Consider the following 17125-nt stretch of genomic DNA (forward strand, 5'->3'; position numbering starts at 1 on the left):
AGGGGGAGCTTTTATATCAAGTGAGGATTCTAATTCATGAAAGGTGAGAAGTGATCAAAAAAGTGGTGGACCCGCTCAAAAAGCAGTGGGACACGCTGTCTGAGTGGTTTGATAGTTGATAGAACCGACAATTTAATCTCATAACTGTGACAATGAGTATGTACCGTTGTTCATTTCATCGATAGATGGTCGATTTAGACAGACCTAGCTTATGTTTGAATGATCCTATTGAAGATGCAATCCATCCTACCAATAGGATTTTCATTATAAAAAGATGACTAGGGGGATGCTTGTGAGAAAATATTGGTTGCTGTTCGTATGTCTGGTCGTATTATTTTGTGTAGCCTGTAATAACAAGTCAGCGAGTGAAAAAGCATCGGAATATCGAGTGGTGTATTCAGGGGAAATTAAAACGTTAAATTATTTAAAGACGTCAGAAACAAATGAATTTGCGGTAGCTGCGAATATGGTGGATGGGCTCATTGAATATGACAACTATGGGGTGGTCCAGCCAGGATTAGCGAAAGAGTGGTCTGCGAATGAGGATGCTACGGTGTGGACATTCAAATTGCGTGATGACGCAAAATGGGTCACACATGAGGGCAAGGAATATGCAGATGTTGTGGCACAAGACTTTGTGGATGGCTTACACTATGTGCTTAATGCTAAAAATGAATCGTCGACAGCTTGGATTGCGACGGTGGTGAAAAATGGGGAAGCCTTCTATAATGGCGAGATGAACGATTTCAAGGAGGTAGGCATAAAGGCGTTAGATAAACATACAGTAGAATATACTTTAGAGGCGCCGACACCCTATTTTCTTTCTATGTTGAATTATGTTTGTTTCTTCCCTGTGAATGGCAAGTTCATTGCGGAAAAAGGGGAGGATTTTGGCACAACACGTGAAAACTTCCTCTATAACGGTGCCTATATTTTAGACAAATTTGAGCCACAAAATGAACGCGTTCTTGTGAAAAATGAAACGTACTGGGATAAAGACAAGGTGCTGATTGACCGTATTCGCTATAAATACAATAAAGAAGCGGCAACTGTGGCGCCTGAGCTGTTTTTACGTGGCGAAATCGATTCGGCTAGTATCCCGACCTCCATCATTGATGAATGGTTTAAAGATGAAAAGAAAAAATCTCAGGTTCGTCAAACACAAAATAACTTCTATACCTACTTTTATGCACTCAACTTCAACCCACAATTTGACGCACAATACGAGCCTGATAACTGGAAAATCGCCGTCAATAATAAAGATTTCCGCAAATCCTTATTCCATTCGCTTGACCGTGTCTCCGCGATGCTAACGGTTGAGCCATATAATCCAGCAGATTTGCTGAGCAATACCATTACACCGAAAAACTTTGTTGATGTGGAAGGAGTGGATTATACACAACTAGCACCCCTTACATCCATTTCCAATGAGGATTCCTTCAATAAAGAGCTGGCCCTAGAGTATAAAGAAAAGGCAAAAACGGCGTTAGCAGGTAAGGCCACATTCCCTGTAAAGGTTTTAATGCCTTATAACGCTGGTATGCCAGATTGGGCTAATCGCTCTCAAGTAGTCGAGCAGCAAATGGAAAAACTACTAGGGACAGATTATGTCGACATTATTGTAGAGGCTGGTCCATCGACAGGCTTCTTATCAGAGGTACGTCGTCCAGGTAAATTTGCCCTCTTAGAGGCGAACTGGGGTCCTGATTTTGCAGATCCATCTACGTATACAGATCCTTTCACAGTCGATGGTACTTACAATAAACCAGAATTAGCAGAGGGCTATAAAGAGGCGAATGGTAAAACAACTTATCAAAATCTTGTGGATCAAGCGAAAGAAACAATTGACACAGCCAAACGCTATGAGCTATTTGCGAAGGCAGAAGCGTTTTTAATTGAGGAAGCCTTTGTTATTCCATATTCAGTTGGTGGTAGTGGCTATATGGCATCTAAATTAAATCCATTCGAGGCGCAATATTCGCCATTTGGTGTAACGGCAGAGAAATTTAAAGGCCAGCAAGTGCTAGAAAAGCCAATGAGTAATGAAGAATTTAAAAAAGCGCTTACTGAGTGGGAGCAAGAACGTGCGGAAGCACTAGCCAATGCTGAAAAGTAGTAGAATTTCGTAGATGAAAAGGAGATACCGAAAAGAATAGTCGGCATCTCCTTTCGTCTTTTTGACAAAGGAGGATGGCGCGATGTTGCAGTATATAGGAAAACGACTCTTACAATCCGTTTTAACCCTTTTTATTATCATCACCATTGTCTTTTCATTATTACGGCTAATGCCAGAGGAAGGCTATTTAGGAGCGGCAGCTGATAAAATGTCACCTGCTCAGCAGGAAATTTACTTAACAAATCTCGGCTTGCGAGACCCAATCCTTGTCCAGCTGGGGAATTTTTACAAGAATTTACTGCAGGGGGATTTGGGTAAATCAGTGACTTATCGTACCGATGTCCCAGTAGTGACGATTATTGCAGATAAAATCACGTATTCTCTGCTCTTTGGTTTAGGAGCAGTCGCTATATCACTCCTGATTGGTGTGCCGCTAGGAATAATGATGGCCTATCGTAAGGGACGTTGGTTGGATCGACTTGGGACAGGCTATATCGTATTTGTTGTTGCAGTCCCTGCGGCCGTTTATTACTTAGTTATTCAAATGTATATTACAGAACTCTTTCAATTACCGATGCTGTTTGATGAATACAGGCCGATTACTTGGATTCTTCCACTTACGTCAATGGCATTGGCTCCAACTGCCTCCTACGCGATGTGGATGCGACGCTATATGGTGGATGAACTGAACAAGGACTATATTAAGCTAGCTAGGGCAAAGGGCGTAAAGGAGCGGACATTGATGTTCAAGCATGTATTACGTAATGCCTTTATTCCCATGGCACAATATTTACCTGCAACAATTCTGTTTACGATTACAGGCTCGATTTATATAGAGTCGTTGTATTCCATTCCAGGGATGGGGGGCTTACTTGTGGATGCTATTCAGCGACAGGATAATACGATTGTGCAAGGCCTAGTGTTAGTGTTCTCTTCCCTTGGTATTATTGGCCTTATTTTAGGGGATATTGCCATGGCACTTGTCGACCCTCGTATTAAATTAGGCAAGGGAGGGGGTGTGCGTTAATGGGGATGTATACAGATGAAATCAATAATATTTCAAATAAATCACGTGAAACCTTATTTGAATTTGCCGAAGTGGACGCAAGACAGGCGGAGGAAACGGGCTATTCAAATTATTCTTATTGGCGGTCTACATGGCAATCCTTTTTGAAAAATCGCCTGGCCGTTTTTTTATTAGTTGGGGTGATCATCATTGTTGGCTTTACGATTCTACAGCCCTATTTACCTGCACAAAAATCACCAACTGAAATTTACTTGGATGAACAAACAGGGATGCAGGCACGTAATATTGCACCTAGTGCAGAATTTTGGTTTGGCACGAATTCAATCGGTCAGGATTTATGGTCTCGTATTTGGGCGGGGACGAGAACCTCACTCTTTATTGGCTGTGTTGTCGCCTTAGTGGAGGCAGTGGTGGGCATTACAATTGGCACGCTATGGGGCTTTTCACGGAAATTAGAAGCGCCTATTACACAGCTTTATAATGTTGTCGATAATATCCCCACAACCATTGTGCTCATTTTAATGTCCTATATTTTACGGCCAAGTATTTCAACCATTATTATTGCCATGTGTATTACGGGGTGGGTGGAAATGGCGAGGTTTATCCGCAATCAAATTGTTATTTTGCGTGACCGCGAATACAATCTAGCCTCAAAGTGCTTAGGCACACCTGATTATCGTATTATCCTAAAAAATCTATTACCTTATTTAATTTCTGTCATTATGCTACGCATGAGCTTAGCGATACCCTTTGCAATTGGGGCCGAAGTCTTTTTGACGTATATTGGCTTAGGGCTTCCGATCAGTGAGCCATCCTTAGGAAATTTAATTAATGAAGGACGTGTCCTTATGATGTCACCAGATCTACGGTATCAGCTTATTTTCCCGAGTATTGTGCTAAGCGTTATTACGATCGCATTTTATATTATTGGTAATTCCTTTGCAGATGCAGCAGATCCGAAAAACCATGTATAAGGAGAGGAAGCGAGTGACATTGAAAAAATCAAGCATATTAGGCATCCAAAATTTAGTGATTCAGTTTACGCTACGTGGTCGAATTTTAACAGCGATTCGCGGTATTTCACTCGACCTTTACAAGGGAGAGAGCTTAGCTATTGTGGGTGAATCAGGTTCGGGTAAATCCGTGCTGATGAAATCCATTATGGGCTTGCTCGATAAAAATGGTCGTATTAAGCAGGGGCAAATTATTTACAATGCACAGGATTTAGGCAAATTCACAACAGAGCAAGAATGGCTAGGGATTCGTGGTAAGGAAATAGCGATGGTGACACAGGATCCGATGACATCGTTAAACCCGCTCAAAACCATTGGAAAGCAAATTGAAGAATGTGTGGTTATGCATCAAGGCTTAAGAGGTAAGGAAGCCTATGCAGAAACATTAAAGCTGTTAACAGATGTCGGCATTACCGATGTGCAAAAGCGCTATAAGCAATACCCGCATGAATTTTCAGGAGGGATGCGCCAACGCATCGTGATTGCGATTGCCATTGCGTGTAAGCCGAATATTTTAATATGTGATGAGCCCACGACAGCTTTGGATGTAACCATTCAGGCACAAATTTTACAGCTCTTGAAAAGTCTTCAGCAAAAATACGGCTTAACAATCGTCTATATTACGCACGATTTAGGCGTAGTCGCAAAAGTGGCTGACCGTATTGCCGTGATGTACGCGGGCGATGTCATCGAGGTTGGGGAAACACATGAAATTTTCTTTCATAGTAAGCATCCTTATACGTGGGCGCTTATTTCCTCTTTACCACAGCTTGGCTCAAAAGGGGAACAATTGTATTCCATCAAGGGCACACCTCCGAATCTTTTTCAGGAAATAAAGGGAGATGCCTTTGCCCCACGCAATCCATATGCATTGAAAATTGACTTTATCGAGCGGCCACCTTTTTTTCAGGTCAGTGATACCCACTATGCTCGTACATGGTTATTAGACCCACTTGCACCAAAGGTAGAGCCTCCAGCAGCCTTACAAGCATTTTTTGCAGAGGGGAGGCAGTATGCGAATGACTGATAAAGAGGTGCTTGTAGAAGTAAAAAATTTATCTGTTGTTTTTGGCAAAGGGAAAAATAAGTTTACAGCCATTGATGATGTCAGCTTTCAAATTTTTAAAGGCGAAACATTTGGCATTGTAGGTGAGTCAGGCTCAGGGAAGACAACGATTGGTCGAGCGATTATGCGCATCAATGAGGTCACAGAGGGACAAATTTTGTACCATGGCAAAAGTATTCAGGGGAAAATCCCTAAAGATTGGGATAGAGAAATTACGCAAAAAATCCAAATGATATTCCAGGACCCTATGGCATCTCTAAATGAACGAGCAAAAGTAGATTATATTGTCTCAGAGGGCTTATACCCTTCGAAAAAATATAAAGATGAGGCAGATCGACAACAAAAGGTGCGCGATGCGTTATTGAACGTTGGGCTACTTCCAGAGTTCTCAAGCCGCTTTCCGCATGAGTTTTCAGGAGGTCAACGCCAACGTATTGGCATTGCTCGTGCGTTAGTGATGGAGCCAGAGTTTATCATTGCAGATGAGCCAATATCCGCCTTAGACGTATCCATTCGAGCGCAAGTATTAAATTTATTAGCAAGCCTTCAACAGCGAAATCATTTAACGTATTTATTTATTGCCCATGATTTATCGATTGTCCGTTTTATTACGGATCGTACGGCAGTCATTTATAAGGGGAAGATTGTGGAGCTAGCGGAAACAGAAAAGCTTTTCGCTCATCCGCTGCATCCTTATACAAGGGCTTTATTATCAGCAGTACCAGAGCCGAATCCCTATAAAGAGCGGGAGAAAGTTGTAGAAGTGTATCATCCGTCACAGCATCGCTATGAGGAAAATCCCCCCTCATTTGTTGAAATAGAGGAAGGTCATTTTATTTTAGCCAATGAAGAGGAACTGACCCATTATCGTACTTCACTGAAAAGGGAGGAAAAGATATGATTTGTCCAAAGGCATTGAAAAAGGGTGACACAATTGGTCTTATTAGTGCTTCTGGAGCAACGCCACCCGAAAAGCTGCAACCTGCTATTGCTAGTATCGAAAAGCTAGGTCTCAATGTGGTCGTTGGGGAGACCTGTCACGCAAGACATGGCTATTTAGCAGGCACAGATGAATTACGGGTAGCAGATGTTCATCGTATGTTTGATGATCCAATGATTGATGGTATTTTTTGTATACGTGGGGGCTATGGTGCGACGAAAATTTTAGCCCAATTAGACTTTGACTTGATAAGTGCCAATCCAAAAGTATTTGCTGGCTATAGTGATGTGACCGCTCTACATATAGCTTTTAATCAGCTATGTGGCTTTGTAACCTATCATACGCCGATGCCATCTACAGAATTTATTAGACAGGAGATGGATGACTATACTTGGCAGTCGTTCATTCAGCTGATTATGGAGAATGAAAGAAAGGCGTATTACTTAAAAAATCCCTCTCACCAGCCCATGTCTACACTGGTTCCTGGGAGTGCTTCAGGTCAACTCATCGGTGGCAATTTAACATTAGTGACAGCTTCACTTGGCACACCCTATGAAATTGATACACGAGGTAAAATTCTGTTTTTAGAAGATATCGATGAAACGGAGCAACGGGTGGATCGTATGCTGACACAATTAAAACTGGCAGGAAAGCTAGATGATGTGGCAGGCATTTTATTGGGCGCTTGGACAAATTGCGAACCTGAAAATCCCGAAAAGCCAGCTCACAGCTTATCATTACAAACTATTTTTCAAGAAATTCTAGTGCCTTTAGGGAAGCCTATGATTGCAGATTTGGCATGTGGTCATTGTTTACCAACGATGTCGCTTCCTTTAGGAAGAAGCGTCAAGATGGATGCGGACAATCAGCGTATCCATGTAGTTGGATAGGTGGTCTATGGAGCAGAGAATTACTACACTTATTCAAGAATCGCCCTACAACGTACATTTGTTTATTAAAAATCTAACAACGAATCAGTTGCTCATCAGTCATCAGCTAGAGACTTCATTTTCAAGTGCAAGTTTAATCAAAGTGCCGATTCTGTTAGCCTTGCTCTCATATATAGAGAAAAACAAATTATCACTTGATTCTACGCTTACGATTTCACCAACTGACTGGGTGGATTTTAGTGTGATTAGTGAACAAAGACTTACACAAAGCACTTTCTATGATCTGCTATTGTGGATGATTATTACTAGCGATAATACAGCTACGAACGTCTTAATCGATGTAGTTGGCATGGAATATTTGAATGACTATTTTCAGCATATCGGTTTACAGGACACACTGCTACAGCGAAAAATGATGGATGTGGAGCGGCTAGAAAAGGGCATAGATAATCGCACATCAGCAAGGGATATGGCACATCTTTATACGCAAATCTATCAGCAAGAGCTTTTATCGCCTCCCTACAATAAACTAGTCATTGATATTTTAAGCCGTCAGCGTATACATGACTCCCTAAAGCGCTATCTAGTAGAGGATGTGAGGCCGGCACATAAAACAGGCGGACTGGATACAGTCGATCATGATGTGGGGATATTTTACACGAATGCAGTCGATTATAGTATGGGTGTTTTTATAACAAATGTAACGGACAATGATCAGGCACGCCAACTCATTGGTCGTCTATCAAAAGTTGTCTATGACCAGCTGGTGAAGCGGAAGGGGGAGAAGGATGAAGGCTATCGTTACAGCCATGATTGCTAGCTTGCATGCCATGCCAGATAAAGCTTCTGAACTAGTCGATGAAGTGCTTTATGGGATGACCGTAGAGATCATCAGGGATGTCAATGACGCTTGGGTTTCTATTCAAACGGCCTATCGTTACGAGGGTTATTGTCAGAAGGCAGACTTACTGCAAGAGGAAGCACTAGCATCTACATGGCAACAAGATGCACAGTATGTAGTGTGTCAAAGCTTTGCAGATGTTTTGCAGCAGCCACGTATTCAAAGTACCAAGCTGCTAACACTTGTAAGAGGCTCTTCCATTCGTGTTATGTCAGACGAAGCAGTACCTGAAGAATGGTCAGCTGTACAGCTAGTGTCAGGACAAATAGGGTATGTTCGAACAAAATGGCTACAACCAAAAATAACAGCACATTCATTATCGGAGCAGCAGTTCCGAGAAAATGTGGTGGACACAGCGCTCAGCTATTTAACAGCCCCTTATCGCTGGGGTGGCAAATCGCCACTAGGTATTGATTGCTCTGGTTTATGTTCAATGGCTTATATGTTAAACGGTGTCTATATTTATCGTGATGCCCGAATAGTAGAGGGCTTCCCTATCGTTAACATAGAGCAAGCCCGAATGCAGAAGGGTGATTTAATCTATTTTCCAGGTCATATTGCTCTATACATGGGTGATGATTTGTATGTTCATTCATCGTTAGGTGGTAATGAAGTAACGATTAATAGTCTAGATGCCAAACATCCCCTCTATCGACAGGATTTAGCCACGACCATACTAGCAGTAGGTACTTTATATAACTCACAGAAGACTAGTTAAGCTTTTTTAAAGGTCAGTCCCATCTTGAGGATGATAAACGTACTGAGATGGATCAGTGCTAACACGATAAACTGCCAGAGCCCAATTAAAAATGTACTCATGCATAAATCAAACACTGCTTCACCTGGGGGCATATCTGGATAGGGCTCTAGTTGCCCATAATGCCACACAAAATAACAGGCGATAGAGGTGCCTTGTCCCACATAGACAAAGGTCCAATGGATAGTAGCTGCTACTCTTTGCCGACTACAACATAGTAAGAGGTTCGATAAAATAATAACAGCAGGGAAAATAATAAGATAAAAGGAACCCTCTGCTATTTTTGTTGTGAAATATAGGTTGTAGCTAAGCTGAATCAATGGCAATAGCATAAGGTTAACGGCGAGAAGACTGAGCAATTGTGTACGCTTCACTGTGTTCCTATCCTTTCCGCATTTTTACACTAAGACGTTTAGACAAACGAATTAGTTTCATGAGAAAAAACGTCCATACTCTTTGATGAGTCATGGACGTTTTATGTTAATAATGATAAATATTAAGTTGCTGGCCTGCTTCAAGACGTTCTGTTCGAAGCTGATTCCACTGCTTAAGTGATGTCACTTTCACATTATAGGCTTCGGCAATCTTCATAAGTGAATCTCCATCAGCCACCGTGATGGTTTTCTTATCTTTTACAGGGCTATCATATTGCTGAAGGTCATATTTTGCGATTAATGTATTTAATTTTTCATTGTAAGCCGAATCAGTTGCATAGGAGCCTGTTAAAAACTTGGTCGCATCTGTATAGGTAGTTGTGTTGCTTTTGAAAACGCCTGCGTAAAAATCTTTATTCCATGACACGCCATTACGCATTAATTTTACATAATCCTGCATGGATGCTTCATAGGAAGGGTATTTGCGAAAGTCAGCCATGATGGTAGAAAGGTTGCCTGACCCATCATCCTCTGTGGTTTCGAGTGTGACGGAATTATTTTGGTAGCTGCCTTTCATTCCAAAAAGATTATAATTAGGGGCAGAGCCAAGTCCACTTTGCCCATGCTCACTTTCTAGAATCGCCTGAGCAATCATCACGGATGCATATAAGTCATTGTCAGCACCAAGATCTCGTGCGGTCTCTGCAATCTCACCGATAAACTCTTCCACACTTGGACGATCATCAATAACCACAGACTCTTCTCTTTCAGTCGTATTAAATAACTGTGTCACCATATAAAACGAAATACAAATAACAACAACGGCAATCATAAGTCCTTTAAAAAAGTTTAGCACGTATTTCATTGTAGCTGGATGTTGGTCGTGACCACATCTCCCTCCCTTCTATTAAAAGTTTAGTTATCTATCATTATTACAGAGAGTGAAAGAGATGTATAGTTGAATAGACTTCATCATTAATAGAACGTTTCTTGCCTTAATTAGTTCCTAAATCTATCTTAAAATTCTGAGACATAAATTGTTTGAATCTCTCAAAATATCGCTCGGACGCTTCCCATTGAATCGTGTTTAAATAAGATAGCTCTTGTCGACCAAAAACGTTAGGAGGCTGATAGTGGCGAGCAACATAGGATTGATTTTCGAGCGTATAAAAATAATACGCTTCATCAGGCGTCATAATTTCAATGCGAGCATGTATCCTATCGCCTTCATCATCCAAATAGGTTTGACGGAAGCTATAGCATTTGGAACCATCCCACAATCCATCATGTTCATCGTCTAAATCCAGAATCGCAGGATGCTGAAGAATTTGTTGTACATCTCGCACCTCGATACTGTGCAAGTAAAGTTCTGCTACATTGATGCAGGTTAACAACATCAGCCAGTGCTGTTGTAAATCCACTAAATCCTCCTGGGGGGATGCTGTAATATCCCACCATTCAGCTTCTTCATCTAGTGTTTTTGTCAAGAGAGAGACGGATTGATCCTCATTAAGCCAAATAAAATAATGACACTGCGAGGTCAATATATAAATACTATCATTGCGTACATCTCCATCAGCATTGGTATGTGCGCGTTGGATCATAAAATAAACATCCTGTTCCGTCAAATCGAAAGAAGGTTTGTCAGGTGTCATCAGAATACATGAAGTCAGTTTCAGTATGTTTTCCGCATTGATCGAATGGTGCGTGAAATAAATAGGAGCTGCTATTGTCCTTTGAGGAACGCTTGTAAATTGAGTGAGTGCAGAACGCCCTTGTTTTAGAATTTCCACGAGTGAAGTGAAGGAAAAGCCGATGTCATCCTCATCCTCAGGTAAAAATATCTCGTCTACTAATACATCTTCAATACGGATAGGGAGTTCCTGAAAAACGCCATCTCCGTGCCATATATTTACGATACAAGGAATCGACTTCTGACCCTTTACGTTGATGCGATACTCATCATCTTGAACCAAAATTGCTGCCTGAAGATTGCCATTAACGATCGTTTCGCCATGATTGTAGGAGCCACATAATATATTCTCGACTGTCAGATGCCCGTGCACATAGATTTCCTGACCACCTACAGCTATATTTTTAGAAAGTACATTGCCCATCACTATCAGCCCAATTGCCCCATCTGTCTCTAAATTATAGAGGGTGTCTACGGTTAGATGACCATTGATGAAAATGAGAATGGTCTTGTCCTGTTGTGGGAATGGCATATCCCAGTCCAAATCAAGAGAGGGAAGTGTTAAATCCCCCTCATAGTACGCTACTAGATCATCCTCACTAAAATCCTTGTAAAACTTTGCCCACCAAGAGTCTGCTGGAAACCTTTTTGCTAGTTGTGAAATCGCCAAAAACTGAAAGCCATTATGCATAGGTCACGACCTCTCTACTACAATTTTTATTATTTTCTCACAGCTAGTAATTGGCAGTCAATTTCATAGAATGGTAGAGACAAGAATAATTTCATAGAAAATGGTATTATTAACCTTTAAAACAATGAGTTGAAAGGGCGTTTTGATTGAATACAATTTTTAATGTGACACAAAAACAGCTATATGATTTTCTACTGAATGTAGCGACAATAAGACCAGTCTTTATATGGGGAGCACCTGGCATTGGGAAATCAGCGATTGTTGAAAATTTTGCTAGTGAATTAGGGCTACATTGTGTGTCGTTATTGGGCAGTCAGCTAGCACCTGAGGATATTATCGGTGTTCCGCAGATTAAGGATGGCTACAGTGTTTTTTGTCCACCTAAAATGATTGCACGCGATGAACCTTATTGCCTTTTTTTAGATGAATTAAATGCTTGCTCACAGGAAGTACAAAAAGCGTTTTATAGTCTTATTCATGAACGCAGAATTGGAGAGTTTACATTGCCAGAGGGTACGATTGTTATTGGTGCAGGCAATCGGGCTCAGGATAACGCGATTGTTAAGCCGATGTCCTCCGCATTAATCAATCGGATGGTTCATGTTCAGCTTAGGGCATCGCATAAAGATTGGCTTGAATGGGCCTATGCACATGAAATACATCCATATGTGATTGAGTATATTCAAATGCGTCCCGATCATTTATGGAACGAACCACCGAAAACAGAAGAACCCTTCTCCACGCCTCGTTCATGGCATATGTTAAGTGATTGTTTGTATGCATATGGCAATAGCTTACAAGAACAAACAATTGATCTATTAGCAAGTAGCTGCCTATCCGCGCATACTGCCAGTCAATTTAAAGCCTTTATCAAGCAAGTGCAAAGTAAATATGATCTCGCTAAAATTATTCAAGGAGAATTACGTTGGCCCGATCAACCTGATGAAAGAGATTTGCTTTATTTCATGGCACAATCCTTCCGTGCTCAGTTACTGAAGGAGCTTCCGAACGAGCATACCACATTGAAGGGCAATCAACGGCAATTAGCCTTTCGTGCCAAAGACTTGATCAAGGACCTATCATCCATCAGCTTAGAAATTGCACAGATGGTTGTGTCAGAGCAAAAGGGTGAAGCATTACCTGCCTGGTTTATGTTGGAGGTTATCCGAGATTTACCGCGTTTAGTAGCCAAAAAGGAAGGGTAGCTTATGGCCAAAAAGAAGAAAGCATCACAGCAGGAGCATAAAAATGAGAAAGCCATCGCACGTGGGCATGACATTGTCTGTACACATCCCCTGTTCGAGGCGTTGTGTCATGCTGTTTACATGCAATACGAAAGCATGCCCCAAAAGGATTGGGCTTACGTTACAAGCGCAGGTGTTATTTATGTGAATCAGGATAAAAAAGGTCAGCCAAATGAATGGGCTTATGTGATAGCGCATTGCTTGCTACACCTAGGCTTACATCATCATCAACCAAAAGAGCAGCAGGAGCTGTGGAATATTGCCTGTGACTGCTATATAACAAAATTTTTAGCAGAGCTAAAATTTGGTCAAGCACCAAAGGAAATGAGTAATCCTCTTTTTGAGGCCATTAGCTCTGAGGAAAAATTATATGAAAGATTTTTACGCGAAGGTGTGCCAGATGATTTGAAAGGTTATAGTACAATGCCAGGTCAAGTGGACTTTGTTATATCACAAAATCAAACAGGCTATCTTTATCGAGGGAATAGTAATTTCGCTGCATTATTTGCACAAGGTTTATCGAAAGCCGTGCAAAGTGCCATACGAGTAGCGGGAGGGGTAGAAAATACATTGGGAGGCACAACGAGGGTAACACAAGCACAGCGCGCAAAGGCTTGGTTTATGAGCTCCTATCCCTTATTTGGTGCTTTGGCAGCAGATTTTACGATCATTGAAGACCCACTTATTTGCACAAGAATGGATATTTCGGTCGCAGCCATTGCAGTCGAAACAAAGGAGATTTATTTGAATACAGCAGTGGGAATGACCGATGAGGAAATGCGGTTTCTCATGGCACACGAATTGCTTCATGCAGGTTTAAGCCATGCGACCCGCAGACAAGGACGTGATCCCTACTTATGGAATGTTGCTTGTGATTATGTTATCAATGGCTGGCTCATCGATATGCAAATCGGCGAGATGCCAGCATTTGGCGGGCTATATGATCCAGCATTAAAGGGACTTTCAGCTGAAACTATTTATGATCGTATAGTTACAGATATTAGGAAGTATCGCAAATTAAGAACCTTTCGAGGGCAGGGCATCGGAGATATGATCGAAACGAATCCACCAGATTTTTGGGAAGGCAAGGTTGGCGTGGATTTAGATGCTTTTTATAGAAGGGCATTGAGTCAAGGGTTAAGCTATCATATGACCCAAGAGAGAGGCTATTTGCCACAAGGGCTCATTGAGGAAATTCGTAGCCTAGCACAGCCTCCTATTGCCTGGGATGTGGCATTAGCCAAATGGTTTGATCGGATGTTTCAACCGATAGAGAAAGTGAGAACGTATACCCGCCCAAGTAGAAGACAAGCATCGACACCTGATATAGCTAGACCAAGATGGATACATCAAAGCGGAGAGGAAGATGGACGTACTTTCGCAGTCCTTATTGATACATCAGGCTCCATGGACCGTCTCTTACTAGGAAAAGCACTCGGTACAATAGCGAGCTATAGCATCGCTAGAGATGTCCCCTTTGTTCGCGTTATATTTTGTGATGCTGTTGCCTATGACGCGGGCTATCTAGCCCCTGAAGAACTATTAACGAAAGTGAAGGTAAGAGGTAGAGGAGGCACAGTGTTACAGCCTGGTATACAGCTACTTGAAGCCGCACAGGATTTTCCAAAGGATGGTCCTATCCTGATTATTACAGATGGACAATGTGATCGTTTAGCCATTAAAAGACAGCATGCCTTCGTACTACCACAGGGGGCCAAGCTACCGTTTGTGCCCAAAGGCGAGGTATTTAGAATGAAATAGTTGCATCTATCTACAAATGTTTGAAATGATTTTTGTTGGTGAAATATAAAAAGTGAACGCATTTCATGAGCACATTTTAAAGGAGATGACAGATGATTACATTTGACAATGTCTCAAAACAATATGATAACAACCAAATAGCTGTCAAAGCGCTAAATGTAGAAATTAAAAAGGGTGAATTCTTTGTTATTATTGGCCCTAGTGGATGCGGCAAAACTACTTTGTTGAAGATGATTAATCGATTAATACCCTTAACAGCAGGCACCATCTGGATCAATGATAAAAGAATTAGCGATTATAATATCCATGAGCTGCGTTGGAGTATTGGCTATGTACTACAGCAAATCGCCCTATTTCCGCATATGACAATAGAGGAAAACATTGCGGTTGTACCAGAACTGAAGAAATGGAGTAAAACGAAAATCCATCAGCGTGTAGACGAACTATTAGCGTTGGTGGGGCTGGAGCCAGCGAAATATCGTCAGCGTAAGCCAAAGGAGCTGTCAGGAGGCGAACAGCAAAGGGTTGGCGTTGTTCGTGCCTTGGCAGCTGACCCAGAAATTATTTTAATGGATGAGCCCTTTAGTGCGCTAGACCCTATTAGTCGCACCAAACTACAGGATGATCTACTAGAGATGCAGCGTACCATCCAGAAAACCATTGTATTTGTATCACATGATATGCAGGAAGCACTGAAATTAGGAGATCGTCTCTGTATTATGAAAGATGGCGAAATTGTTCAGATAGGCACTCCACAGCAATTGCTACAAAACCCTGTAAATGATTTTGTCCAACAGTTTATTGGAGGTAAGCAGTCGGATCAATTGTTTACGATCCATGATGTGTTACAGCCAATCACAGTGACAAACGACTTTGGGCATACCATTCCTGTTGATGCCCCATTTCCGACGATTCTTGAAAAATTAGCCGAGCATGACTTGTTAGGTGTCGAAGAGAATGGCAAGCTCATTGGCATGGTGACAAGAGCTTCCACGCTTCGTTATTTAGCAGCGGATTCTAAGAAAAGAGGGCATGTGCATGGTGGCTAATGTGGTAGATGTATTTCAGGAACGGAAGGCACAGCTGCTGGCTGCATTACTAGAGCATATCCAAATCTCTTTTATTGCGCTATTTTTTGCTGTCCTCATCGCTATTCCCCTAGGTATCTATTTAACCAATAAAAAGAAAATAGCCGAGAGTATTATTGGAATTAGTGCTGTGCTGCAAACGATTCCTTCCTTAGCGTTGCTCGGCTTATTAATCCCTTTATTCGGTATTGGGAAAGTTCCCGCAATTATTGCGTTAGTCGTCTATGCGCTGTTGCCTATTCTACGAAACACCTACACGGGCATCAATGAGGTTGACCCATCACTGAAAGAAGCGGCATTAGCTATGGGAATGAATCAATCAAAGCGTTTAGTAAAGGTTGAGCTACCACTTGCTATGCCTGTTATGATGGCTGGTATTCGGACAGCAATGGTGCTGATTGTGGGAACAGCAACATTAGCTGCTTTAATTGGTGCAGGAGGCTTAGGAGATATTATATTACTTGGGATTGACCGAAATAACACGGCACTCATTCTTATAGGAGCCATTCCCGCTGCTATTTTAGCCCTGATTTTTGATGTGGCGCTTAAAAAATTAGAATCTCTGTCCTTTAAAAAAACAATAACGACGTTGAGTCTCATTAGTTTAGCGGCACTGGTAATGATTTTCTTCCCGCTCCTAAGCAATAAACAGCAAGATGAAATTGTCATTGCAGGAAAGCTTGGTGCGGAGCCTGAGATTCTCATCAATATGTATAAATTATTAATTGAGCATGAGACCGATTTAACGGTGACATTAAAGCCAGGGCTTGGTAAAACTTCATTTGTATTTAATGCATTGAAATCGGGCAGCATTGATATTTACCCTGAATTTACAGGCACCGCTATTTCGGAGTTTTTAAAGGAAGAAGCCATTAATAATAACCAAGAGGACGTCTATCTTCAGGCAAAAGAGGGGATGCAGGAGCAATTCGATATGGTCATGCTAAGCCCCATGAACTATAACAATACGTATGCACTCGCTGTGTCAGAGGAGCTGGCTGAGAGCTATCAACTGCAAAAAATCTCTGATCTTAAACCGATAGAGCAGAAGGTGAAAGCAGGCTTTACATTAGAATTTAATGACCGTGAGGATGGCTATGTTGGCATACAAAAACGGTATGGGATAGCCTTTACGACACTTGCAACGATGGAGCCAAAGCTTCGCTATCAGGCAATACAATCAGGTGATATTAATTTGCTAGATGCTTATTCAACGGATAGTGAAATTCGTCAATACAAGCTACGTGTATTGGAGGACGATCAAGCATTATTCCCACCATACCAGGGAGCGCCTTTACTAAGGAAAGAAACGCTGATTGACTATCCAGAGATTGGAGAAGCGTTAAATCACCTAGCTGATCACATTACAGATGATGAAATGCGAGAAATGAATTATCAGGTGAATGTAGAAGGAAAGCTTGCAGCAGAAGTAGCAAAAGAATATTTAATAAAGATAGGATTATTAAAATAAACCCTCTAGCTTTAGAGGGTTTATTTTTATCAATAATTTATTAATGATAAACATTAATAAATTATTGATAGAGATAAAAGGGGATGTATAATA

The 17125-nt window shown here is 41.5% G+C and carries 15 protein-coding genes; 12 read left to right on the forward strand and 3 right to left on the reverse strand.

The features are described from left to right. Nucleotides 1–292: 292 nt before the first annotated feature. From NYE73_RS09745 to NYE73_RS09780, 8 genes are all read left to right on the forward strand, one after another. On the forward strand, nucleotides 293–2116 hold the full coding sequence (locus tag NYE73_RS09745; RefSeq protein ID WP_259956405.1) for a peptide ABC transporter substrate-binding protein: 1824 nt from the start codon (nucleotides 293–295) through the stop codon (nucleotides 2114–2116). An 82-nt stretch (nucleotides 2117–2198) separates the two neighbouring features. Then, nucleotides 2199–3143, forward strand: a complete 945-nt coding sequence (locus NYE73_RS09750) for an ABC transporter permease (RefSeq protein ID WP_054550857.1) — start codon at nucleotides 2199–2201, stop codon at nucleotides 3141–3143. Continuing rightward, nucleotides 3143–4117 (forward strand): ABC transporter permease, encoded by a 975-nt coding sequence (locus NYE73_RS09755; RefSeq protein ID WP_048390234.1) that lies wholly within the window; start codon nucleotides 3143–3145, stop codon nucleotides 4115–4117. Before NYE73_RS09750 ends, NYE73_RS09755 begins: the two co-directional genes overlap by 1 nt. Further along, complete coding sequence (locus NYE73_RS09760) at nucleotides 4110–5183, forward strand: ABC transporter ATP-binding protein (RefSeq protein WP_131519822.1); 1074 nt, start codon at nucleotides 4110–4112, stop codon at nucleotides 5181–5183. Before NYE73_RS09755 ends, NYE73_RS09760 begins: the two co-directional genes overlap by 8 nt. Next, the gene (locus NYE73_RS09765; protein ID WP_259948746.1) at nucleotides 5176–6123 is read left to right on the forward strand and encodes an ATP-binding cassette domain-containing protein; all 948 of its coding nucleotides are present in this window, start codon (nucleotides 5176–5178) and stop codon (nucleotides 6121–6123) included. Before NYE73_RS09760 ends, NYE73_RS09765 begins: the two co-directional genes overlap by 8 nt. Next, on the forward strand, nucleotides 6120–7052 hold the full coding sequence (locus NYE73_RS09770; RefSeq protein WP_259948749.1) for a S66 peptidase family protein: 933 nt from the start codon (nucleotides 6120–6122) through the stop codon (nucleotides 7050–7052). Before NYE73_RS09765 ends, NYE73_RS09770 begins: the two co-directional genes overlap by 4 nt. Nucleotides 7053–7059: 7 nt before the next feature. Further along, nucleotides 7060–7872 (forward strand): serine hydrolase, encoded by an 813-nt coding sequence (locus NYE73_RS09775; protein WP_259948751.1) that lies wholly within the window; start codon nucleotides 7060–7062, stop codon nucleotides 7870–7872. After that, nucleotides 7841–8671, forward strand: coding sequence for a C40 family peptidase (locus NYE73_RS09780; RefSeq protein WP_259948753.1), 831 nt, complete (start codon nucleotides 7841–7843; stop codon nucleotides 8669–8671). Before NYE73_RS09775 ends, NYE73_RS09780 begins: the two co-directional genes overlap by 32 nt. Here the strand turns inward: NYE73_RS09780 and NYE73_RS09785 are convergent. From NYE73_RS09785 to NYE73_RS09795, 3 genes are all read right to left on the reverse strand, one after another. After that, nucleotides 8668–9084, reverse strand: coding sequence for a hypothetical protein (locus NYE73_RS09785; protein ID WP_259948755.1), 417 nt, complete (start codon nucleotides 9082–9084; stop codon nucleotides 8668–8670). The genes NYE73_RS09780 and NYE73_RS09785 overlap by 4 nt on opposite strands. 106 nt (nucleotides 9085–9190) lie before the next feature. Continuing rightward, the gene (locus NYE73_RS09790; RefSeq protein WP_048390248.1) at nucleotides 9191–9949 is read right to left on the reverse strand and encodes a glucosaminidase domain-containing protein; all 759 of its coding nucleotides are present in this window, start codon (nucleotides 9947–9949) and stop codon (nucleotides 9191–9193) included. A 130-nt stretch (nucleotides 9950–10079) separates the two neighbouring features. After that, nucleotides 10080–11468: a hypothetical protein gene (locus NYE73_RS09795; protein WP_257961313.1), complete on the reverse strand. Its 1389-nt coding sequence runs from the start codon at nucleotides 11466–11468 to the stop codon at nucleotides 10080–10082. A gap of 146 nt (nucleotides 11469–11614) precedes the next feature. Here NYE73_RS09795 and NYE73_RS09800 point away from each other — a divergent pair, with 146 nt between their 5' ends. The 4 genes from NYE73_RS09800 (at nucleotide 11615) to opuFB (ending at nucleotide 17032) form a co-directional block, all read left to right on the forward strand. Further along, entirely contained in the window at nucleotides 11615–12673 is a 1059-nt protein-coding gene (locus tag NYE73_RS09800) for an AAA family ATPase (protein WP_048390252.1), read from the forward strand. A 3-nt stretch (nucleotides 12674–12676) separates the two neighbouring features. After that, nucleotides 12677–14473: a vWA domain-containing protein gene (locus NYE73_RS09805; protein ID WP_259948758.1), complete on the forward strand. Its 1797-nt coding sequence runs from the start codon at nucleotides 12677–12679 to the stop codon at nucleotides 14471–14473. A gap of 92 nt (nucleotides 14474–14565) precedes the next feature. Next, nucleotides 14566–15522, forward strand: coding sequence for an ABC transporter ATP-binding protein (locus NYE73_RS09810; RefSeq protein ID WP_048390257.1), 957 nt, complete (start codon nucleotides 14566–14568; stop codon nucleotides 15520–15522). Then, the gene (gene opuFB, locus NYE73_RS09815) at nucleotides 15512–17032 is read left to right on the forward strand and encodes an osmoprotectant update ABC transporter permease/substrate-binding subunit OpuFB (RefSeq protein ID WP_311198635.1); all 1521 of its coding nucleotides are present in this window, start codon (nucleotides 15512–15514) and stop codon (nucleotides 17030–17032) included. The genes NYE73_RS09810 and opuFB overlap by 11 nt, the downstream gene beginning before the upstream one ends. Nucleotides 17033–17125 lie beyond the last annotated feature (93 nt).

The sequence above is a fragment of the Lysinibacillus sp. FSL K6-0102 genome, from assembly GCF_038003545.1.
GTDB classification, from domain to species: domain Bacteria; phylum Bacillota; class Bacilli; order Bacillales_A; family Planococcaceae; genus Lysinibacillus; species Lysinibacillus capsici.

Coding starts and splice junctions, on each gene's coding strand:
- NYE73_RS09755 (WP_048390234.1), top strand. CDS start 3,143: ATGGGGATGTATACAGATGAAATCAATAATATTTCAAATAAATCACGT.
- NYE73_RS09780 (WP_259948753.1), top strand. CDS start 7,841: ATGAAGGCTATCGTTACAGCCATGATTGCTAGCTTGCATGCCATGCCA.
- NYE73_RS09770 (WP_259948749.1), top strand. CDS start 6,120: ATGATTTGTCCAAAGGCATTGAAAAAGGGTGACACAATTGGTCTTATT.
- NYE73_RS09765 (WP_259948746.1), top strand. CDS start 5,176: ATGACTGATAAAGAGGTGCTTGTAGAAGTAAAAAATTTATCTGTTGTT.
- opuFB (WP_311198635.1), top strand. CDS start 15,512: ATGGTGGCTAATGTGGTAGATGTATTTCAGGAACGGAAGGCACAGCTG.
- NYE73_RS09750 (WP_054550857.1), top strand. CDS start 2,199: ATGTTGCAGTATATAGGAAAACGACTCTTACAATCCGTTTTAACCCTT.
- NYE73_RS09790 (WP_048390248.1), bottom strand. CDS start 9,949: ATGAAATACGTGCTAAACTTTTTTAAAGGACTTATGATTGCCGTTGTT.
- NYE73_RS09775 (WP_259948751.1), top strand. CDS start 7,060: ATGGAGCAGAGAATTACTACACTTATTCAAGAATCGCCCTACAACGTA.
- NYE73_RS09760 (WP_131519822.1), top strand. CDS start 4,110: ATGTATAAGGAGAGGAAGCGAGTGACATTGAAAAAATCAAGCATATTA.
- NYE73_RS09810 (WP_048390257.1), top strand. CDS start 14,566: ATGATTACATTTGACAATGTCTCAAAACAATATGATAACAACCAAATA.
- NYE73_RS09795 (WP_257961313.1), bottom strand. CDS start 11,468: ATGCATAATGGCTTTCAGTTTTTGGCGATTTCACAACTAGCAAAAAGG.
- NYE73_RS09805 (WP_259948758.1), top strand. CDS start 12,677: ATGGCCAAAAAGAAGAAAGCATCACAGCAGGAGCATAAAAATGAGAAA.